Raw genomic sequence first — 19,220 nt, forward strand, 5'->3', positions numbered from 1 at the left:
TCAGCACCAGTCCATGACAACGATGAGGCCAATAAGATCCGGGGCCTCTTCTTCCAGCGCTTCTTTGTGCTCTTCTCTGCGCACGCCGACGTGGAAGTCCAATCCGCAAGCCAGAGCGAGGGCGCGCTCGTGTCTCAACTTCGGCACCTGACTTTTGACCACGATGACCTGTAGGTCGTCCGGGAACGTGTCGAAGTTGTCGGTCTTGACCTCCCACAGCGTGCGCGTGGCCAGTTGTAGCGCGTCGAAGTTCTTCCCATTCACGAACACATCCCCGCCGGGGAAACTGTTGAACGGAATTCTGTCAGCGCACTTGTTGTGCAGTTTATTGCCGCCACGGTGGTACGGCACTGGGACGGGCTCGCACCTGTTGCGATCTCGCTCCGTGACTTCGGGTGGATCCAGCGGCGGGAAAAAGTCCGGCCCCTTAGGCTCCGGCTTGGGCACTTTTTTTTTCGGCGAGGGTTTCTGCGGAGCGGGCTTCGTTACAGGCACGGGCCGCGCTTCCGGCACCGGCCGCGTCTCCGGCACCGGCTCCGTAGGCGGCGGCCGAACCTGGGGACGGCCCCTCTTCTCGTAAGCCTCCAGCGCATCTGAGAGCGCGAAGCCCACCACCACCACACCCGCCACAACTACCGCTCCCACGATGATCTCCGGTGCGGCCAGAACGCAGACCCCGAGCCCCATGGCCGCGGCGCCCGCGGAGGCCACCGCGCATCGTCCCGTGATGTCGTGAAACTCGATCCGGTCATGGTCGAGGGCTTGATAGCACCGCTCCGCCAGCACGGGCCAGGGCTCGGAAGCTTCGCGGACGGCGCACCGCCCCCCGTCCATCCAGGGCAGCTTCGCCGCGCGCTGGAGGTTGGCGAGCCTCGGGTCGCGGGCCGCTGGCTCTGTTGAGGTGAGCGCTGGCGTAGCGCAGGCGGAGACATAGAGCAAAAGTGCGATGCACGCTCGGAGACGCATGAACGGGTCCTCTATAGGAACTAGGACCCGTCAGGTCCTGGCGGGGCCGGTCGGAGTATGACGGCGCGCCCGTTCGCGGGTTTGATTCCCGCCGTCTCCAGGGGCCGACCCGACCCGCTCCATGCGATTACGCGGAGCGGACGCGAGCCATGCGCTGGCCCGTCGAGAGCCAGCCGTAGAGGCTGGTGAGAAGGCTACTTCGGCTTGGGGATGAGCGTTCCGATGCCGTGTGAATTCATCCGGGTGAGTGCTTCGGCGGCCCAGGCGAGGCGGTCGAACCTCGTATCGACGGCCATCTTGCGGCACTCCCTGAAGTAGCTGCTCAGCAGGGAGTCGGGATCGACCATCTGCAGGAAGAGCCCACAGAGATCATCCGGCGAGATCGGCTTCTTGAAGTCGAGCGTCTCACCAATGGCGTTGCACAGCTTCTGCATGGAGACGACGGCGTTGTCATAGCCAGGGACGGGCAGGTAGTCCGAGGTCCAGGCGGCATCGACCGCGGCCCGGCTCGAGTACTTGATGAACGGACGCCCCATCGAGAGGACCTGCGTGAGACTGCCCTGGCCCTCGAAGATGGGAGGCAGCGGGCATTCGCGATAGGCGCGGTCCATGGTCAGCTGATCCTTGTCACCTCCAACGGTGCAGATGCACAGCTTCAAGCCCTTTTCGAACTCCTCGAAGATGTCGTCCACATCATCAAAGGAGATGGGATTGTCGAGCACCTTCACGAGGGCGTCGCTGGCGAAGTGCTGCTTCACCGCGCGCCAGACCTGGGGATTGCTCCCCGTGTCCTTCGACAGGTTGAGCAGCAGGACGCCCCCCGGCAGGCCCTTCGTCCTCGCGATCCGCGCCAGCGCCGTCCCCACATTGGTCCAGACCTTGGCCCCCAACTCCTCCATGGGCTGGCCCTTGCCCATGCCGTAGATGGGACATACGTACACGCGCGGGCCCTGGTGCGGACGCGGGCTCTTGAGCCGCAAGGAGCCGCGCGCGTAGTCGAGGATCTTCTTGACCGTCAGGTCCGGTGCCTTCTGTGGAACCCAATCGTTCGAGGAGGCGTCGCTCTCGGTGAACGGGAGGCGATTGAACGAGACGGGAAACGAGATCTGCGTCGTCACGGGCGCGGCCATCAGCTTGCAGGCTTTCGCCAGGATCACCTGCTTGTCGCCGGTCATGGAGACTTCGGCGCCGCCGGCCCAGCCGTAGGGTTGAAGCCCGATGAAGCACTGACTGTTGAGCCGGCGGAATGTCACCTCGGGCGCATCGACCGCGCCGGAGAACGCGAAGTTGACGCGAGATGGAGAGAACCACCTGCCAAAGGTCGTGACCTCGACCGCCACCTTGTCCAGGGTCTTTCCGCCGATGATGGACCGGGCCTTGGAGGCCGCGTCCTCGTCGTTGCACAGGAACTCGAGGACGAGCTTCGGGTTCCTCGTCTTGAACCGTTGAATCAGCTTGCGGGCCAGGGTCACCGAGGCGGACTGATGACCTTTGTTGCTGCCAGTCTCCACATAGATACGGATCCGGCTCTCCTGGCCCAGCCGCTCGAGCAGCTTGATGCCTTCGGCGGGTATCTCGAACCGCGAGACGTCGAGGCTGGGACGTTGGCCATTGTCGGAGATCGGCGGCAGCGGCTGACCACAGTCAAAGCACCGCTTGAGTGAGTCGACATTTACCTGGGCGCAGCTGTAGCAGGTCTTGGCCATGAAATCGGATTTTACACGATTCGGGAGCGGTCAGGTGCCTTCCGCCGAACTTTCCGGAGGGGCACCAGGATGGGACTCCAAGTTGATGTGCTACCTCGACCAGGCACTTGCCACCCTTCACGAAACGGAGGACGAATCATGCTGAACGAACAGCTGGCGCGCGGCGTGGGGCCGTCGCGCATGGACATCGCCTACGCGCAGCGCGGCAACCCGGCACACCCGACCGTCTTGCTGGTGATGGGCATTGCCGCCCAGCTCGTGAACTGGCCGCTCGGCTTTCTCGAGGCGCTCGTCAAACGTGAACTGCATGTCGTGTGCTTCGACAACCGCGACTCAGGGCGCTCCACGCACCTGCGCGAGGCACCGCCCGCCGATCTGCCCGCCGCGCTCAGGGGTGACTTGTCGTCCGCTTCGTACACCCTGTCGGACATGGCCGCTGACGCGGTGGGCCTGCTCGACGTGTTGAACATCGACGCCGCGCATGTCGTGGGCGCATCCATGGGAGGCGCGATCGCCCAGACCCTGGCGATCGAGCACCCGAAGCGGGTGCGTTCCCTCACGTCGATGATGTCGACCACCGGAGACATGGCGGTAGGGCAGGTCCACCCCGCGACGATGAAGTCGGTGTTCGGAGGTCCTCCGGCTCGCACGCGCGAGGAGGTCGTCGCACGCGCCTTGCGGATCATCGAAATCGTCGGCTCACCGGCCTTTCCGCCGGACCTGGCCCAGGTGGCCGCGGTGGCCGGGCTCGCATACGACCGCGACCATGACGAAGCCGCGATCGCGCGCCAGGCCGTCGCGACGGTCGCCTCGGGAGATCGCACGAAGCGGCTGCGAACACTCGACGTGCCGGCGCTCGTGCTGCATGGGCTCGCCGACACGATGTGCGACCCGAGCGGGGGGCGCGCCACGGCGGCCGCCATCCCCGGTGCCGAGCTCGTGCTCATCGAGGGGATGGGCCACAACCTCCCGCCGGGCCTCTGGGAGCGGATCGCCGAGCACATCGCCGCGATCGTTCGGCGGGGTGAGGCGCGAACGTGACGGATGGACGCGTCCATGCGCCGATCACGGACTCCCAGTCTTTTCGGATTAATTTGAATTTCCCAATGGGTCCGACGTCCACCCGCTTCAACCCCCCTCTCGGACTCGGAGTGTAGGAATGCAACGCGGCATGCGGTCGTGGATGAGCAGATTGTTGGGTGTCTGGCTTGGAGTGTGGATGGTGAGCGGCTGTGGCCTGCCCACCGACGCATCGTCACCAGCGCAGGAAGCACTGGGTTCCGCCCAACAAGGAGTGCAGGCGAGGCCCCGCCTGGCCTCGGGGCGGACGCATTCGATGGTCGTGCGCTCGGATGGCACGGTCTGGACCTCGGGCGAGAACATCGCCGGACAACTGGGAGATGGCACCACGACCAAACGCTCCACGCCGGTGAAGGTGCAGGGGCTGAGCGGCGTCGTGACGGTCGCCGCTGGCGATTTCCACTCGCTGGCGGTGCGCTCCGACGGCACCGTGTGGGCCTGGGGCTCCAACTCCGATGGCCAGCTGGGCGATGGCACCTGGACCTTCCGCTCCACGCCGGTGCAGGTGCTGGGACTGAGCGGCGTCGTCGCCGTCGCCGCCAGCCTCACCCACTCGATGGCGGTGCGCTCCGACGGTACCGTGTGGGCCTGGGGTGAAAACTATTATGGCCAACTGGGCGATGGCACCACGAACGACCGCCGCACACCGGTGCAGGTGCTGGGGCTGAGCGGAGTCGTCGCCGTCGCCGCTGGCGCGAATTACTCGCTGGCGGTGCGCTCGGATGGCACCGTCTGGTCCTGGGGCAGCAACCTCTATGGCGGGCTGGGCAATGGCTTCCCCAACCCGGATCGCTCCACGCCAGCGCAGGTTCCTGGGCTGACCAAGGTCGTGAACGTGGCCGCTGGAGGCTATTACCACTCACTGGCATTGCGCTCGGATGGCACCGTGTGGGCCTGGGGCTACAACGACCATGGCCAGTTGGGGACTGGCAACCGGGACGATTCCCTCACGCCGGTGCAGGTGAAGGGGCTGACCGGAGCCGTGAGCGTCTCCGCGGGGACCTCCTTCTCGCTGGCGGTGCGCTCCGATGGCTCCGTGTGGGGTTGGGGCGCCAACTCGCTGGAGATTGAAGGCCGGGAGAACGGCCCCCTTCTGACGGCCACGCCGCTGCCGGGACTGAGCGGGACCTCGGCCGTGGCCGCCGGCTATGGCTTCGCCCTGGCGATGCGCTCCAATGGCTCCGTGTGGGGTTGGGGCCAGAACGACCTGGGCCAATTGGGCACGGGTGCTTCACTCAATCTGGAGCGGGTGCAGACCCAGGGAATGAGCGATGCCGTCACGGTGTCCTCGGGTTTCGACCACTCGCTGGCGACGCGCTCCGACGGCACCGTGTGGGCCTGGGGCCGCAACACTCATGGCCAGCTGGGCAATGGCTCCCTGCTCGCTCGCTCCGCGCCGGCGCAGGTGCTGGGGCTGAGCGACGCCGTGGCCGTGGCCGCTGGCACGTCCTTCTCGCTGGCGGTGCGCTCCGATGGCACCGTGTGGTCCTGGGGCGACAACGACGATGGCCAGCTGGGTGATGGCACCTGGAGTGATCGCTCGATTCCGGTGCAGGTGCAGGGGTTGAGCGACGCCGTGGCCGTGGCCGCGGGCGAGGAGCACGCGCTGGCGGTGCGCTCCGATGGCACCGTGTGGTCCTGGGGCTACAACTATCATGGCCAGCTCGGGGATGCCGCCACGGTCATTCGCAACACGCCGGCGCAGGTGCCGGGGTTGAGCGGGATCGTGGCCGTGGCCGCTGGCGAGTCCTTCTCTCTGGCGGTGCGCTCCGATGGCACCGTGTGGTCCTGGGGCCGCAATCACGAGGGCCAGCTGGGCAATGGCACCACGACCTATCTCGCCACGCCCACGCCGGCGCAGGTGCCAGGGTTGAGCGGCGTCGTGGCTGTCTCCGCGGGCACCAACCACGCGTTGGCGATGCGCTTCGACGGCACCGTGTGGGCCTGGGGCTACAACTACAACGGACAGCTGGGCGATGGCACCTCGGCGGCGCGCTACACGCCGGTGCAGGTGACAGGGTTGAGCGGCGTCATGGCTGTCGTCGCGAGCGATTCCTTCTCGGCGGCGGTGCACTCCGATGGCACCGTGTGGGCCTGGGGCTACAACGACGAGGGCCAGCTGGGCGATGGCACCACGACCGCGCGTTACGCGCCGATGCAGGTGCCAGGGTTGAGCGGAGTGGCCTCCGTGGCCGCTGGCGATGACTTCTCGGCGGTGGTGCGCTTCGACGGCACCATCTGGGCCTGGGGTCTCAACTACCATGGCGAGTTGGGCAACGGCTTGCCCCTGTTCGTCACGACCGTCGCCCGAACCCTGTATTGAGTCCCTCCCCGACCTGAAGGCCGCTTCCGCCCGTGTGGCCAGCCACCGGGCGGGGCGGTGTCAGGTGCCGTCCCGCGCCCCGGCGGCGGGCTCACACCAACAGGCGGTGCGCCTTGAGGTACGCCTCCACGTCGCGGTAGGCGCCGTCCCCGCCGTACTTCACCAGGTTCTTCGCGGTGCGCAGCCACTCCAGGGTGGAGGGCTGGCTGGCGCGCGCGGCCTCCAGCAGGTCCGCCTGGGTGAGGGATCGCTCCACGCCGCGCTCCACGATGTCGGCGAGCACGCGCTCCTTGGCCTCCTCGATGATGCCATCGATGTCCGCGCCCGAGGCCTGGGCCGTCACCTGCGCCAGCGCGAGCGGCTCGATCGCCTCGGTGGGCAGCCCGCGCAGCTTCAGCCGGAACATCTCCGCGCGTGCCTCCGCGTCCGGCGGCGGGACGAAGACCTGCTTGTCGAAGCGGCCCGGGCGCTTCATGGCATTGTCCACGTCCCAGGGCATGTTGGTGGCCGCCAACACGAGGATGCGCTCGTTGTTGCCCGCCATGCCGTCGAGCTGGTTGAGGAACTCGTTGACCAGCGCGCGGGTGTGCTCGCTGCTCGCCTTGGAGCGGGAGTAGGCGAGCGCATCCAGCTCGTCGAAGAAGAGCACCGCGGGGCGCTGGCCGCGGGCCTTCTCGAAGAGGGCGGAGAGGTTGCGCTCGCTCTCGCCGATCCACATGTTGAGCACGTCGCTGATGCCCACGGAGATGAAGGTCGCCTTGCACTCCCCGGCGATGGCGCGGGCGATGAGCGTCTTGCCGCACCCCGGAGGCCCGTAGAGCAGCAGCCCTCCGCCCGTCTTCTTGGCGAAGCGCGCGAAGAGCCCCGGCTTGAGGAAGGGCTCCACGATGCGCAACCGGATGGTGCGCTTGAGTTCCTCCATGCCCACGATGTCGGCGAAGCGCACCGTTCCCGAGGCCGTCAGCGGCACCACCTCCGCGACCGGCGGCTCCCTGGGTGCCTCGCCCTGCACCACCCGCAGGCCAGGCTGGACGCGCGCCGCGCCCAGGGCCTGGGCGAGTTCCGCGTCCTCGGTGAACCCCTCCAGCCCGCGCGCCTCGGCATAGGCGCGCCGTGCCGCCTCGGTGTCTCCCTCCTTCCACGCGCAGCGCGCCACTCCCAGGGCGAAGGCCGCCTGGGCCGGGGCCTGCTTGCGCAGCAGTTCGTACTGGCGGAGGGCCGTGCCGTGCTCGCCGGCCTCGAGCAGTTGCAAGGCGTACTCGGCCCGGAGGGCGGTGTCGAAAGGGTCGGAGGCCAGCAGGCGCTCCAGCTCGGTACGTGGACGCATCATCCCTAGAATCCTCTCCAGCGAAGCCACCGGCGCAGCAGCGGCGGTTGAACCCAGGAGTAGATGACGTAGAGCAGGAATCCCAGCCCCAGCACAGCACTCAATCGCGGGGCCACCCGGCGCAGCCCCATCAGCCCGAAGGTGGCCACCATCCACTGCACCATGCTCGCCCCCCAGCCGAAGCGCATCAGGGGCCAGAGCGGGCGCGAGCTCCAGTGCGTGAGGGCGCGCAGATGGATCAGTGCCTCCAGCGCCTGCGGGTCCGAGGGCCGCGCTCGAAGCAGCTCCCGCGCCACCTGAAAGGCCTCCGAGTAGCGGTGCTGCGACTGCAGAACGGCGAGCAGTGTCCAGGCCACCGCCTCCGCATCGGGAGAGCTGCGCACCAGCTCCGCCACCCGGGCCTTCGCCCCGTCCATCCGCCCTTGCACCACGGAGACGAGCGCGTCGAGGACGCGGGCCAACCCATGGGAGGGATCCAGTCGCAGCGCCTCGTCCACCAGCGCGCGGGCCTTCTCCACGTGCAGGGTCTCCAGCATCAGCCGCGCATAGAGCGCGTAGAGGCGCGCCTCCTCGGGCCGTTCGCGCAGCAGGGAGAGCACCTCCTGCTCGGCCTGCGCGTAGCGCCTGGCCTTCAGCAGGAGCTGGAAGCGCAGCACCCGCGCCCCGGCGTGCTCCGGCGCACGCCCCAGCACCTCGGCGACCCAGTGCTCGGCCTCCGCGTGCCTGTCCGCGCCGTGCTCCACGCGTGCGGCGAGGAAGAGCAGCTCCGTGTCGTCCGGGGCCTCCCGCAGGGGTGCGGCCAGCAGCCGGCGGGCATCGTCGAAGCGCTCCACGTCGAGCAGGTGCTCGACCTGGTGGGAGATCTCGGGGGAAAGGCGCATGGTGAGGAGTCCTCAGCGCAGGAAGAGAGCGAGGCCGACCACCACCCCGTGCACCAACATGGCGAAGAGCATGGCGGGCACCACCGTGCCCCAGGGCCGGGCGTAGCCGAGGTCCGACATGTCCGCGGCGCGGAAGTGCGCGCGCATGGGCAGGTAGCACACCCCCCACGCGAGCATACCGAGGAGGTTGTTGCTCCGGCGGGCCATCCAGGTACTCCGCATATCCGACGGAGTCCACTCGGCGGCGAGCTCGGGGCGCGCGATCGTCACGAAGGTGATCACGAGCGCCGCCACACCGAGCAGCGCCGCGGCGGCCAGCACCGGCATCGCGCGCTCGAGGCGGCCTAGCCGCCGGAAGTTGGCGGCCATCATGTACAGCGCGGCCCACGGTCCGCCGAAGAACGCGGAGAAGAAGGTGGCGCGCTCGGAGAGCAGCGCCCGCGGAGGGGCGGACTCCGTCAGGGTGGGTTGCAGCAGGGCGTTCGCGGACGGCTCGGAGAGGGACATGAGAGCGCGTACTGTACTCCCGGGGCACGGCGTACAGGCAAGGTGCTCCGCACCAGGCTCGCGGCTCAGGGCCGCACGGGCCCCTGCATGGCGGTCCTCAGCTGCTCCGTGAGACGATCGACGTCCGCGGCCACCCGGGCCGAGGTCGCGAGCCGCTCCATCAGCTCGCCCATCATCTGGGACATCTCGGTTATCGACTGGGAGACCTGCGCGATGCCCGCGCCCTGCTGGTGGATGGTCGCGGCGATCTGCCGTGCGCTGCCGTGACCTTCCTGGACCAGGGCGAAGAGCTGGCGCAACGTCTCCCCGGAGGCCTCGACGCGCGCCAGACTGTCCTGCACCCGCGCCGTGCCCTCGCGCACCATCACCCCTGTCGCGTCGATGGCCTGGAGGAGCTCCTGGAGCAGCCGGCCCGCCTCCCGCGTCTCCTGGAGGGAACGGTCCGCCAACACGCGCACCTCCTTCGCCACCACGCCGAAGGTCTGCCCCAGCTCCCCGGATTGCATCGCCGTGATGGCGGCGTTGAGCGCGAGGATGTCCGACTCATCCGAGAGATCCTTGATGGACGCGGTGATCTGGCGGATCCGCCGGGCGTCCTGCTCCAACGTCTGGAGCCGTGTCTCCAGGGACGAGATCTGCCGGCGGATGTCGATCAGTCCCTCGTATCCCCGGGCCACGGCCTCCAATCCGTACCGGTGGAGCGTCTCGGCGTGGGCGCCGCCCTCGAGCACCACCTCGGCGCCACGAGACGCATCCTTGGACATCCGCTTCACCGAATGCGCGAGGTCCTCGGTGTGTCGCAGCAGCTCCCGCTGCTCGGAGAGGCCGCGCGTCTGGGCGTCGTGCGAGGCGCTCAGCTCCGTGGCGGCGCGGCCGAGCTGCCCGGCGGCCTCGTGCAAGCCCTGGGTGAGCGTCCAGAGCCGCTGGAAGATGGACAGGGTGGTGACGGCGAGGCCGCCCAGCTCGTCGGTGGAGATCCACGCGGGGGGGCGCGGGCTGCCCGCCGCGATGCTCGCGATGGCGGACTCGAGTTCCCGCGCGCCCTGGTCGAGCTGGCGCGCCATCCGCCACGCGCTCAAGCCCGCGCACAGCGTCAGGAAGGAGCCCAGGAACACCACCGTCGGCAAGGCCTCGTGCAGCAACTTCCAGAGGAACTGGTGCACGAGCGGCGCATGGCGTGGCCCCAGCTCCGCCATCAGCTCCCGCGAGGAGTCGATTCCCATTCGTGCCAGCAGCACCACGGCTGGCACCAGCGTGCAGGCGGCGGTGAGACCCAACTGGCAGGGCAGGTACCAGCGCAGCCTGCGCCAGTAGACGCCGCCGCGGGACAGGGAAGACTCGGGGTCACGGTGGAACTCCCGGAGCACGAGCGGACGGACCCGCGCCTCCAGCCAGAGCGTCTGGGGGATGCCCGCGAAGGCGCACAGCAGCATCGACACGCCCGTGCAGGGCAGGACGAGCAGGAGGCTCCGGCCGTACAACAGGCAGCAGGCCGCCGCGGCCGCGGTGAACGACAGCGCGAGCAACCCCAGGTGCAGCAGCAGCTTGCGCCGGGGCAACACGAGCAGCCGCTCGAGCCGGGCCGACGCGGGCTCCTCCTTCAAGGCGTGCGCCACCAGCAGGTGATCCATCCCCCAGGGAAGGAGCACTCCCCCGAGCACGCCGAACGGGAGGAGCACATACACGGCTGCGGAGCGAAGTTCCCACGCCTCGAGCCCAAGGAGGTGGCCTCCCAGGTACGCCAGGGGAAGTAGCACGCCCAGCAGGTGGGCCAGCCGCAACAGCAACAGCCCGCGCAGCAGGTGATGGCGCGGGGGCGCTTCGTGGGCGGCGGGCTCTGGCGGCGGCACGTCCCCCCGGCCCCACTCCCGCAGGGCGGCCCGCACCTGTCCCGCGACCTGCTCGACGCGACGGGTGACCTGGGACGAGCCCTCGAGCTGCCGGAGCGTCTCCGCCGCCGAATGGGAGAGGCCGGCGACCGCCTGGGACAGCTGGAGGATCCCCTCGCGCTGCTGGGCGGACACGGAGGAGATGCGTTGGGCCGCCTGGTTGGCATTGGCGATGATGGCGCCCAGTTGATGGAGCGCCTCGCCCGATCTGGGTACCGCCCGCAGGCTCGCCTGCACCTGTTCGGTGCCACGGTCCATCAGGCGCGCCGTCTCCCGGATGGCGCCGAAGAGGCCCTGGACGATCTCCGCCACCCGGTGGGTGGACTGGATGGATTGCTCCGCCAGGGCGCGCAGCTTGAGGGCCACGTGCCTGAAGCCCAGGGAGCCATCGCCGACGCGCACGGCCTCGAGCTCCGCGTTGAGCGAGATCATCCGGGACTGGTCGGCGAAGTCCTTCACCAGGAGGGCCACGGCCCGGACCCTCCCGGCGTGGCGCTCGAGCTCCCGGACGCGCGCCCTCATCGCCGAGACCTGCTCGCGGACGGCGGTCAATCCCGCGAGCCCCTCCGCGGAGGCCGTCTCGCCCGCCTGGAGAAGCGTGCGGGCATCGCCAGTCATGGCGAGCACCTTCTCCGCCTTCTGGGCCGCCACCAGGGATGCCCGCTGGATGGTCTCGGACACCACCCGCACCTCCTGGAGCGCCGCGGCCTGCCGGGACAGACTGCCTTCCTTGCCCCTGCGCGCCTCATCCAGCGCCTGCGCGGCGCGACCGAGCGCATCCGCCGATTCGCGCACGCGCCGCGCCTGTCGCTCGATGCCCTGGAAGGCCCTGGCGGTCACCGCCGAGAGGCGTCCCAGTTCGTCGGTGGAGACCCACTCCGGCGGGTGATAGGCCCCGAGCGCCATGCGCTCGATGGAGTCGCGGCAGGCCTGGGCGCCGCGGACGATCTGCTCCGCGGTCCATCGGGCCGCCAGGGTGGAACAGACGAGCAGGAACGCGCCCAGCAGGAGCATGGGCTCGAGGCTCTCGCTCCCCAGGCGCTCCACCTGTCTCGCGAGCCTCTCGGCGGCGTCGGGGAGACCCTGGGCGGCCAGCGCCTCCGCCAGTTCCCGGAGGGCCTTGCGGCCCTGACTCCAGAGGATGGTGGCCGACATCACCAGGGTGCAGGTGAAGGTGAGGGCCACGGTGTAGGGCAGGTACCAGTGGAAGGTGCGCCAGCGGATGCCGCCGCGCCAGGGGAGCTGGACGTCGGGTGCCCGCCGCAGTTCTTCCAGCGCCAGCGGACGCAGACGCTCCTCCATCCAGAAGACGTGCTGGACGGAGACGAAGTGGGCGAACAGTGTCTGCACCAGGGTACAGGGCACGACGAGCAGCAGGCTCCGGTCGAACCACAGGCAGTTCATCGTGCTGATGAAGACGACCAGCAGGGCGAGCGCCGCCATGTGGTACAGCTCGAGGTTCCGGGGCAGTTGGAGCAGGCGCACGAGCCGCTGTCCGGGGCGCTCCCCGGAGACATGCGCCAGCGCATGGCGGATGGTGAGGAACTGGCACGGCAGCGGGACCAGCAATCCATAGACGAGCAGGAAGCACGGCATGTTCAACAGGAACATCCGTTGGAGGAGGACCGGATCCTCCAGCCCGAGCACCAGCCCTTGCAGATAGGTCTGGGGCGCCGTCCCCAACAGGAGCGCGCCCAGGTGAGCCTTGAACTGGCTTTTCAACAGTGCTCGCTCTTCGTCACCCATACCGCCCTACCGCTCCATCTGGAGGGGCCGGGATGATCCCGAGCCGCACCGTCAAGACGCTCTGGCGGGCCGGCGTGTGAAGGGGGCACTGGCGCCGGGCATGCGGGCGGAAGTAGCGTTCCCAGTCCACCCATCACGGGAAGGGGGGACCACGTGAGCGACCTCATCACCATCGGCCAGGATGGCTTCTACCATCCGACCAACGAGCAGCAGATCATCGCCATCATCCAGGAGGCGCGAGCACGAAGGCAGCAGGTGCGCGTGCGCGGCTCGGGACACACGGTGGCGGCGGCCATCTACACCAGCAACTACCAGAAGGGCATGGCTCGCACGAGCGGCTTCAACCTCATGCTCGATCAAATGCGCGCGGTGACCCTCCACGAGGAGACGGCCACCGCGGAGTCCATCCTGGTGACGGCCGAGGCGGGCTGCAACCTGGGGCAGGATCCGCATGATCCCTCCGCCACCTCGACCTGGGACAACAGCCTCTTCGCTCAGATCAACGACAAGGGGTGGGCCTTCCCGGACACGGGCGGCATCATCCATCAGACCGTGGCGGGCTTCATCTCGACGGGCTCGGCCGGTGGCTCACTCGAGGACTCCGTCGGCGATGCCATTCATGCCATCCGCTTCATCGACGGCACGGGCCAGGTGCAGTTCGCCTCGCGCGAGAAGAACCCGGAGCTCTTCGGCGCGGCGGGCGTCTCGCTGGGCCTGCTGGGCATCATCACCGCCGTCACCTTCCGCTGCGTCAGGAGGTTCGCCCTCCAGGGCACCGAGGTCACCACCTCGGTCAAGGACTGCGCCATCGATCTGTTCGGTCCGGGAGACAACGGCAAGCCGAGCCTGCGGCAGTTCCTCGAGCAGACGGAGTACGCGCGGCTGCTGTGGTGGCCGCAGCGGGGCGTGGAGAAGATGGTGGTGTGGCAGGGCAAGCGCATCCCCTATGACCCCGCCATGAAGGTCGAGCCGTACGTGGAGATCGGCAGGCGCTTCGACAACGCTCCCCTGCTCACCTTGCTGACCCAGGTGCTCGGCCAGGCGGCGGGCAGCGCCTTCTACACCCTGGTGGGGACCTGGCCGCAGTGGGTCCACGCACTGCTGGGCAACCGGCAGGTCCGGCTGGACTTCCAGGACTTCTGCAAGCGGGAGGTGCACCATTCCACGCGCCTGCTCCAGCACCTGTTCAACCGGCCCACACTGGTCAGCCAGGCCATCCTCCACGTCCCCGAGGTGGCCGGGCGCACGACGAGCAATGGCCCGCCGGGCGGCCCCCCTGTCGTGACCCTGCCCGCGGACTCGTCCGGGCTGCTCGCGCTCATTGGCGGCGTGCTGGAGTGGTTGGGCAAACTATATGACGAGGGCAAGAAGCTCGTGGGAGACGTGCTGGACACGCTGCTCGGCGAGCTCGCCGATGCCTTCGTCTGCTGGGTCATCGACTTGTTCGTCCAGGACGGTACCCAGACCTTCCAGGACTACTGGTACGCCGCGCTGCCCATGGACAACCAGATCTCGGACGTGAGGATGCCCACCGAGTTCACCGAACTCTGGGTGCCCCTGTCGCGCACGCAGGAGGTGATGCAGGTGCTGCGCAAGCACTACGAGGAGGGCGGCATGGCCGCCACCGGCACCTACAGCTGCGAGATCTACTCCGCCAAGGGCTCCGAGTTCTGGCTGAGCCCCTCCTACGGAGAGCCGGTGGTGCGGATCGACATCTTCTGGTTCGCCTACAACCTCAAGGATCCCTCACTGGCCTACTACCCGCAGTTCTGGAAGCTGCTGGCGCCGTATGACTTCCGGCCGCACTGGGCCAAGTACCTGCCGGACGCGGACTCCGCCACCGGAGTGGGCTACCTGCGTGCGCTCTACCCGAAGTGGCAGGAGTTCATGCGGCTGCGCGAGCAGCTGGATCCGTCCCAGCTCTTCGTCACCGACTACTGGCGCTGGCACCTGGACATCCCGGCGGCGGTTCAGGTGAAGAGCGCGGCGAGCTCGGCCGCCTGAGCTTCAGGGCGGTTGTCACAAGGCATGGAGGGGGCCCGCGGGGCAGGCCCCTTGGGGGCCTGACCTAAGGTGTGGCCACGAGCTGATTCGCCTCCGGCACGAGGGTCATCGAGACCGTGACGGTGGTCCCGCGAGACACTCGAACCGTTTGAATCCCCGCCTCATAGCCGTCGTGTACAGGATGATCCCCTCCATCCGCGCGGGTCCCAGCTCGAGGGTGATCGAGACGTGGGTGTTCTTCCCCTCGGTGACCGCGAAGGTCGTCCGTGCGGGCGTCATTTCCCGTGGTGCATTTGTATCAGACTGATATATAGGAGGGCAGGAGGTCACCGTGGCGCGAGAGAACACCTGTCAGTTCGCCATCCTGGGGATGCTGTGCCGGGAGCCCATGAGCGGTTACGGCCTGCGTCAGGCCATCGAGCGGACGGTGGGGCACTTCTGGCAGGAGAGCTACGGCAACCTGTACCCGACGCTGGAGCGGATGGAGGCGGAGGGGCTGGTGGCGCTCGACCGGGAGGAGCACTCGCCAGGGGGGCGGGTGCGCAAGGTGTACCGGGTGACGGAGCAAGGGCGGCGGGTGCTCGCGGAGTGGCTGCGGCGGCCGGTGGTGCCCCACGTGGAGCGCAACGAACTTCAGCTCAAGCTCTTCTTCGGTGCCCGGGTGGGACCGGAGGACTCGCTGGAGCACGTGGAGCGCAGCCGGGCCGAGGCCGAGGGGCTGCTGGCCGCGCTGCGGCTCATCAGCGAGGACGTCCGCCGCTCGCGCGAGGGCCATCCGGAGTTGCCCTACTGGCACCTGTCCATTCGCGCGGGGTTGCTCGGACTGGAGGCGCACCTGCGCTGGTGCGACGAGGCCCGAGAGGCGCTCCAGCGTCTGGCGCACACGAAGGCTTCGAAGAAGAAGGAGGCGCGGGATGATCGGTGAAGACGGTTCGCGGCGCTTGCCGGTGTTCCTGCCATGGCTCGCCCTGGTGGGCGGGGCGGGCATGTCGATGCTCTTGAACTCGCGCGGGTCGTTGCTGCCCGGGTGGTTGATGGGCGCCTTGTTGCTCTTCTTCGTCCGCCAGCAGCGGCCGTGGGTGGGCTTCGCCGGCATCCTGAGCGTGAACACCCTCGCCACGGGGCTGACGAACCTGGAGGTGTTCCCGGGGTCCGTCGCGGGCACGTTCGGAATGGCCTTCGGTGGCGCGCTCTTCCTGGCGCTGACGTTCCTGGCGGACCGGCTCATCGTGGGGCCGCGGGCGTCCTTCGCGGGGACGTTCTTCCTGCCGGCGGCGATGACGGGGTTGGAGCTCTTCAGCAGCCAGGGCAACCCGTTTGGCACCTGGGGCTCGCTGGCCTACACCCAGGCGGGGGCGCCCGTGCTGGTGCAGCTCGTGTCGGTGACGGGCTTGTGGGGCCTGACGTTCGTCCTGGTGTGGTTCGCCTCCGTGGTCAACTGGGCCTTCGAGCACCGGGACGAGGGGCGCCGCGTGCTGCCCGGGCTCGCGGTGTTCGCGGGCGTGCTCGGGGCCATCCTCGCTTTCGGCGCGTTGCGGCTCGCGGGGGCGGGGAGCGTGGGCGAGCGCGTGCCGGTCGCGGGCATCACGGTGGCGGGGGAGGTGGCCGCGGGACGCGAGGCGGGGCTGTCCCGGCTCATCCAGGGCGGGGCCTTCGGTGACGAGGACTGGCGTGCCTTCGCCGAGTCCTCGGGTGCGGTGAACGAGGAGTTGCTGCGCCTGTCGGAGCGCGAGGCCGAGCGAGGGGCGAAGCTCCTCCTCTGGTCCGAGGGCAACGCGGTGGTGCTGGCCGGGCAACTGCCGGCCCTGCTGTCACGGGGGAGCGCCCTGGCGCGCGAGCGGAGCGTGTGGCTCGGCATGGCGGTGGCGAGCTTCGAGCCCTCGGCGGAGCGCATGTTGCGCAACGAGCTCATCCTGGTGGGGCCGGATGGGAACGTGGCCTGGCGCTACGTGAAGGCCCGGCCGGTACCGGGCTGGGAAGCGGATCACTCCATTCCTGGCAGCCCGGAGGTGCCGGTGCTGCGGGACTCGGGCGTGGGGAACGTGGGCGGCGCCATCTGCTTCGATGGGGACTTCCCGGCGCAGTTCGCCGGACCCACGGAGCGGGGCCTCGAGCTGCTCCTGCTGCCAGCGAGCGACTGGCGGAGCATCGGCTCGCTGCACATGCGGCAGGCGGTGTTCCGCGCGGTGGAGCAGGGGTTCAGCATGTTGCGGCAGGCCAACCAGGGCATGTCCGTGGCGGTGGATGGTTACGGGCGCGTGTACGGCGAGATGGATCACTTCACGGCCGAGGAGCGGGTGTTGCGCGCGGAGCTGCCGGTGGGGCGGGTGCCCACGCTCTACGCGCGCATCGGAGATTCCGTGGGGGCGCTCTCCGGCCTGGTCGCGCTGGGGTGGGTGCTCTGGGCCGTCGTGGGAGGGCTGGCCCGGCGGTGGCGCGCACGTGAGAGGCTTCACGCGCAGCCAGGCGCTTGACGCAGGGCACAACGAGGGGCCCACGTTGAAATCGAAGGCCCTTCGCGCGATCGTCGCGGCCCAATCCGGAGCGCGCGCGTGAATGCCGCGTCTCCGCCGCGTCGGCACCGCCGTTGGAGCACAGGAGCGAGATGATGAAGCGCAGGACATTCATGCTGTTGGGGCTCGCCCCGCTGGCCATGGCGGCGTGCCGCGGCGACGAAGAGCCGACCCCCGCGGAGCCGACTCCCCCGGAGCCGACCCCTACCGACGACCGGGCGAGCCGCGCTCGCGATGCCATGAAGCGCGCCGCCGTGTACATGGACGAGCGGGTGTCCTATCGCGGTGGCTATGTCTGGGCCTATCTCGCGGACCTGTCCAAGAGCTGGGGCGAGATGGAAGCCAAGCGCACCATGTGCTGGATCCAGCCTCCCGGCACGCCGAGCGCGGCTCATTCCTTCCTCGACGCCTACCACGCCACCGGGGACGAGGCGTTCTACCGGGCGGCCGAGCGCAGCTGCCTGGCGCTGATCGAGGCGCAACATCCGGCCGGGGGCTGGAACTACATCTACGACTTCGCGGGCGAGGAGTCGCTGAAGCACTGGTACGAAACCATTGGCATCAACGGCTGGCGGCTCGAGGAGTTCCAGCATTATTACGGCAACGCGACCTTCGACGATGCCGGCACCGCGGTGGCCTCGCAGGTCCTCCTGCGCATGTACCTCGAGAAGCGCGATCCTCGCTTCCTCGAGCCGCTGAACAAGGCGATCTCGTTCGTCCTCGACGCGCAGTACAAGGGTGGAGTCGCCGACGGCGGCTGGCCGCAGCGCTATCCGCCGGCGCCGAACGCGATCTCGTCCATGCCACGGCCCAATCCGGAGCAATTGCCGTCGGGCGCGTCGCAGGGCATGGCGGACGGCGACTACACGCGGCACGTCACGTTCAACGACGATGTGGCCGGCGAGAACATCAAGTTCCTGCTGATGTGCGTGATCGGACTCGGCGAGACGCGGCTCATCGAGCCCGTCATGCGCGCGATGGAGGCGCTGCGCCGCTTGCAACAGCCGGCACCGCAGGCCGGATGGGGGCTGCAACACCTGTCGGCCGACCAGGACGGCCGCCCCGCGGGGGCTCCGGCCGGCGCGCGCAGCTATGAGCCCAGGGCCCTGGCCACTCACACCACCCAGACGAACATCCAGCAGCTGTTCCACTACTTCCGGCTCACCGGCGACCGCAAGTATCTCGAGCGGGTGCCCGAGGCCATTGCCTGGCTCGAGAGCACGCGGCTGACGGAGCAGATGATCGCCGAGAACCCGCTGCTCAAGGGCCGCACGCACCCGACCTTCATCGAGCTGGGCACCAACCGGCCGCTGTTCGTGCACCGCTACGGCTCCAACATCTGGAATGGCGCCTACTACGTGGACCACGACCATCACGACACGCCGTCGCACTACTCGGCGGGCCGCAGCATCAACATCGCCAACCTGCGGGCGACCTACGATCAGCTCAGCTCGATGAGCGACGCGGCGATCGCGGAGATGGTGGCGAAGTCGCCCCTGAAGACCACCCAGCCGCGGGCGCTGCCGAAGTACTTCTCGCTTCGCGAGGTGGACTTCCCCGATCTGTATGCCGACGCGGTGATGACCACGTCCGCGGTGACGGACGAGACGATCGACACGCTGATCCAGGACCTGGGCACCAAGGATCACTGGCTGACGCCCGTGGTGCGCAGCGACCCGGCCGTCGCGGCCTCCTTCGTCACCAACCCGTACCGCGGCAACGGGCCCAGCACCCCCTATACCGGTGACGCGTACCGCAGCAAGCACGTCGGCGACATCTACGACACCTCGCCCTACGACTCCCAGGATCCGCCGGCCACCTACGAGAAGAAGCCGCGGTTGAACGGCATCTCCACCGCGGACTTCGTGAGCAACATGGGCAAGCTGATCGCCTACGTCTCGCCGCTGAAGTGACGTGGGCTGGGCCGGGGTAGGGGGGAACTGGCCTAGCCGTGGGCCGCGCGTGAGAGGCTTCACGCGCGGCCAGACGCTCGAAGCCGACTAATTGGATCTTCTCGTAGCGTGTCTTGCGGTCGCGCCTCATCTGGGGATCAGCGGATGTCGTGCGGCGTACATGCCCAGGAAGCCAGTGAGAGCGATTGTCTCGACCTTCGTAGCGGCGCCTATGTCAGTGAGAATCCTCTCGAATTCCGCCACCTCGCCCCCTTGGGACAGTCTCTCACGATGGTGTTGAAAAGAATGTCCGTCGCCAGATTGGGCATTTGCTGAGCGTGTGCGTATAGCTGCCACTATTCAACGCGCTTGTCGCACTATACGGC

Annotated in this window: 12 protein-coding genes; 6 read left to right on the top strand and 6 right to left on the bottom strand. The window is 68.6% G+C overall.

All coding sequences use genetic code 11. From position 1 onward, the window contains the following. Together F0U63_RS21950 and F0U63_RS21955 are read right to left on the bottom strand one after the other, a co-directional pair. Positions 1-966, bottom strand: a complete 966-nt coding sequence (locus F0U63_RS21950; RefSeq protein ID WP_395847863.1) for a DUF6310 domain-containing protein — start codon at positions 964-966, stop codon at positions 1-3. 194 nt (positions 967-1,160) lie between these two features. Then, on the bottom strand, positions 1,161-2,672 hold the full coding sequence (locus tag F0U63_RS21955) for a hypothetical protein (protein WP_395847864.1): 1,512 nt from the start codon (positions 2,670-2,672) through the stop codon (positions 1,161-1,163). Between the two features lie 138 nt (positions 2,673-2,810). On the opposite strand from F0U63_RS21955, the gene F0U63_RS21960 reads away from it, so the two are divergent. Together F0U63_RS21960 and F0U63_RS21965 are read left to right on the top strand one after the other, a co-directional pair. Continuing rightward, entirely contained in the window at positions 2,811-3,713 is a 903-nt protein-coding gene (locus F0U63_RS21960; RefSeq protein ID WP_395847865.1) for an alpha/beta fold hydrolase, read from the top strand. A 118-nt stretch (positions 3,714-3,831) separates the two neighbouring features. After that, positions 3,832-6,075, top strand: a complete 2,244-nt coding sequence (locus F0U63_RS21965; RefSeq protein WP_395847866.1) for an RCC1 repeat-containing protein — start codon at positions 3,832-3,834, stop codon at positions 6,073-6,075. 91 nt (positions 6,076-6,166) lie between these two features. On the opposite strand, the gene F0U63_RS21970 is transcribed toward F0U63_RS21965, so the two are convergent. The 4 genes from F0U63_RS21970 to F0U63_RS21985 all read right to left on the bottom strand — a co-directional run bounded on the left by F0U63_RS21970 (position 6,167) and on the right by F0U63_RS21985 (position 12,425). Next, entirely contained in the window at positions 6,167-7,405 is a 1,239-nt protein-coding gene (locus tag F0U63_RS21970; protein ID WP_395847867.1) for an ATP-binding protein, read from the bottom strand. 2 nt (positions 7,406-7,407) lie between these two features. After that, positions 7,408-8,283, bottom strand: a complete 876-nt coding sequence (locus F0U63_RS21975; protein ID WP_395847868.1) for a tetratricopeptide repeat protein — start codon at positions 8,281-8,283, stop codon at positions 7,408-7,410. A gap of 12 nt (positions 8,284-8,295) precedes the next feature. Then, on the bottom strand, positions 8,296-8,790 hold the full coding sequence (locus F0U63_RS21980) for a hypothetical protein (RefSeq protein WP_395847869.1): 495 nt from the start codon (positions 8,788-8,790) through the stop codon (positions 8,296-8,298). Positions 8,791-8,855: 65 nt separating this feature from the next. Next, positions 8,856-12,425, bottom strand: coding sequence for a methyl-accepting chemotaxis protein (locus F0U63_RS21985; protein ID WP_395847870.1), 3,570 nt, complete (start codon positions 12,423-12,425; stop codon positions 8,856-8,858). A gap of 153 nt (positions 12,426-12,578) precedes the next feature. Between F0U63_RS21985 and F0U63_RS21990 the strand changes: the two genes are divergently transcribed. The 4 genes from F0U63_RS21990 (at position 12,579) to F0U63_RS22005 (ending at position 18,855) form a co-directional block, all read left to right on the top strand. Further along, a complete protein-coding gene (locus tag F0U63_RS21990) occupies positions 12,579-14,429 on the top strand; it encodes a D-arabinono-1,4-lactone oxidase (protein ID WP_395847871.1) in 1,851 nt (616 codons plus the stop codon). Between the two features lie 331 nt (positions 14,430-14,760). Then, positions 14,761-15,354, top strand: coding sequence for a PadR family transcriptional regulator (locus tag F0U63_RS21995; RefSeq protein WP_395847872.1), 594 nt, complete (start codon positions 14,761-14,763; stop codon positions 15,352-15,354). Next, positions 15,344-16,903, top strand: a complete 1,560-nt coding sequence (locus F0U63_RS22000; RefSeq protein ID WP_395847873.1) for an apolipoprotein N-acyltransferase — start codon at positions 15,344-15,346, stop codon at positions 16,901-16,903. Before F0U63_RS21995 ends, F0U63_RS22000 begins: the two co-directional genes overlap by 11 nt. A 134-nt stretch (positions 16,904-17,037) precedes the next feature. Beyond that, positions 17,038-18,855 (top strand): pectate lyase, encoded by a 1,818-nt coding sequence (locus tag F0U63_RS22005; RefSeq protein ID WP_395847874.1) that lies wholly within the window; start codon positions 17,038-17,040, stop codon positions 18,853-18,855. The last annotated feature ends 365 nt before the right edge of the window (positions 18,856-19,220 follow it).

The sequence above is a fragment of the Cystobacter fuscus genome (assembly GCF_044360685.1).
Classification (GTDB): Bacteria; Myxococcota; Myxococcia; order Myxococcales; family Myxococcaceae; genus Cystobacter; species Cystobacter fuscus_C.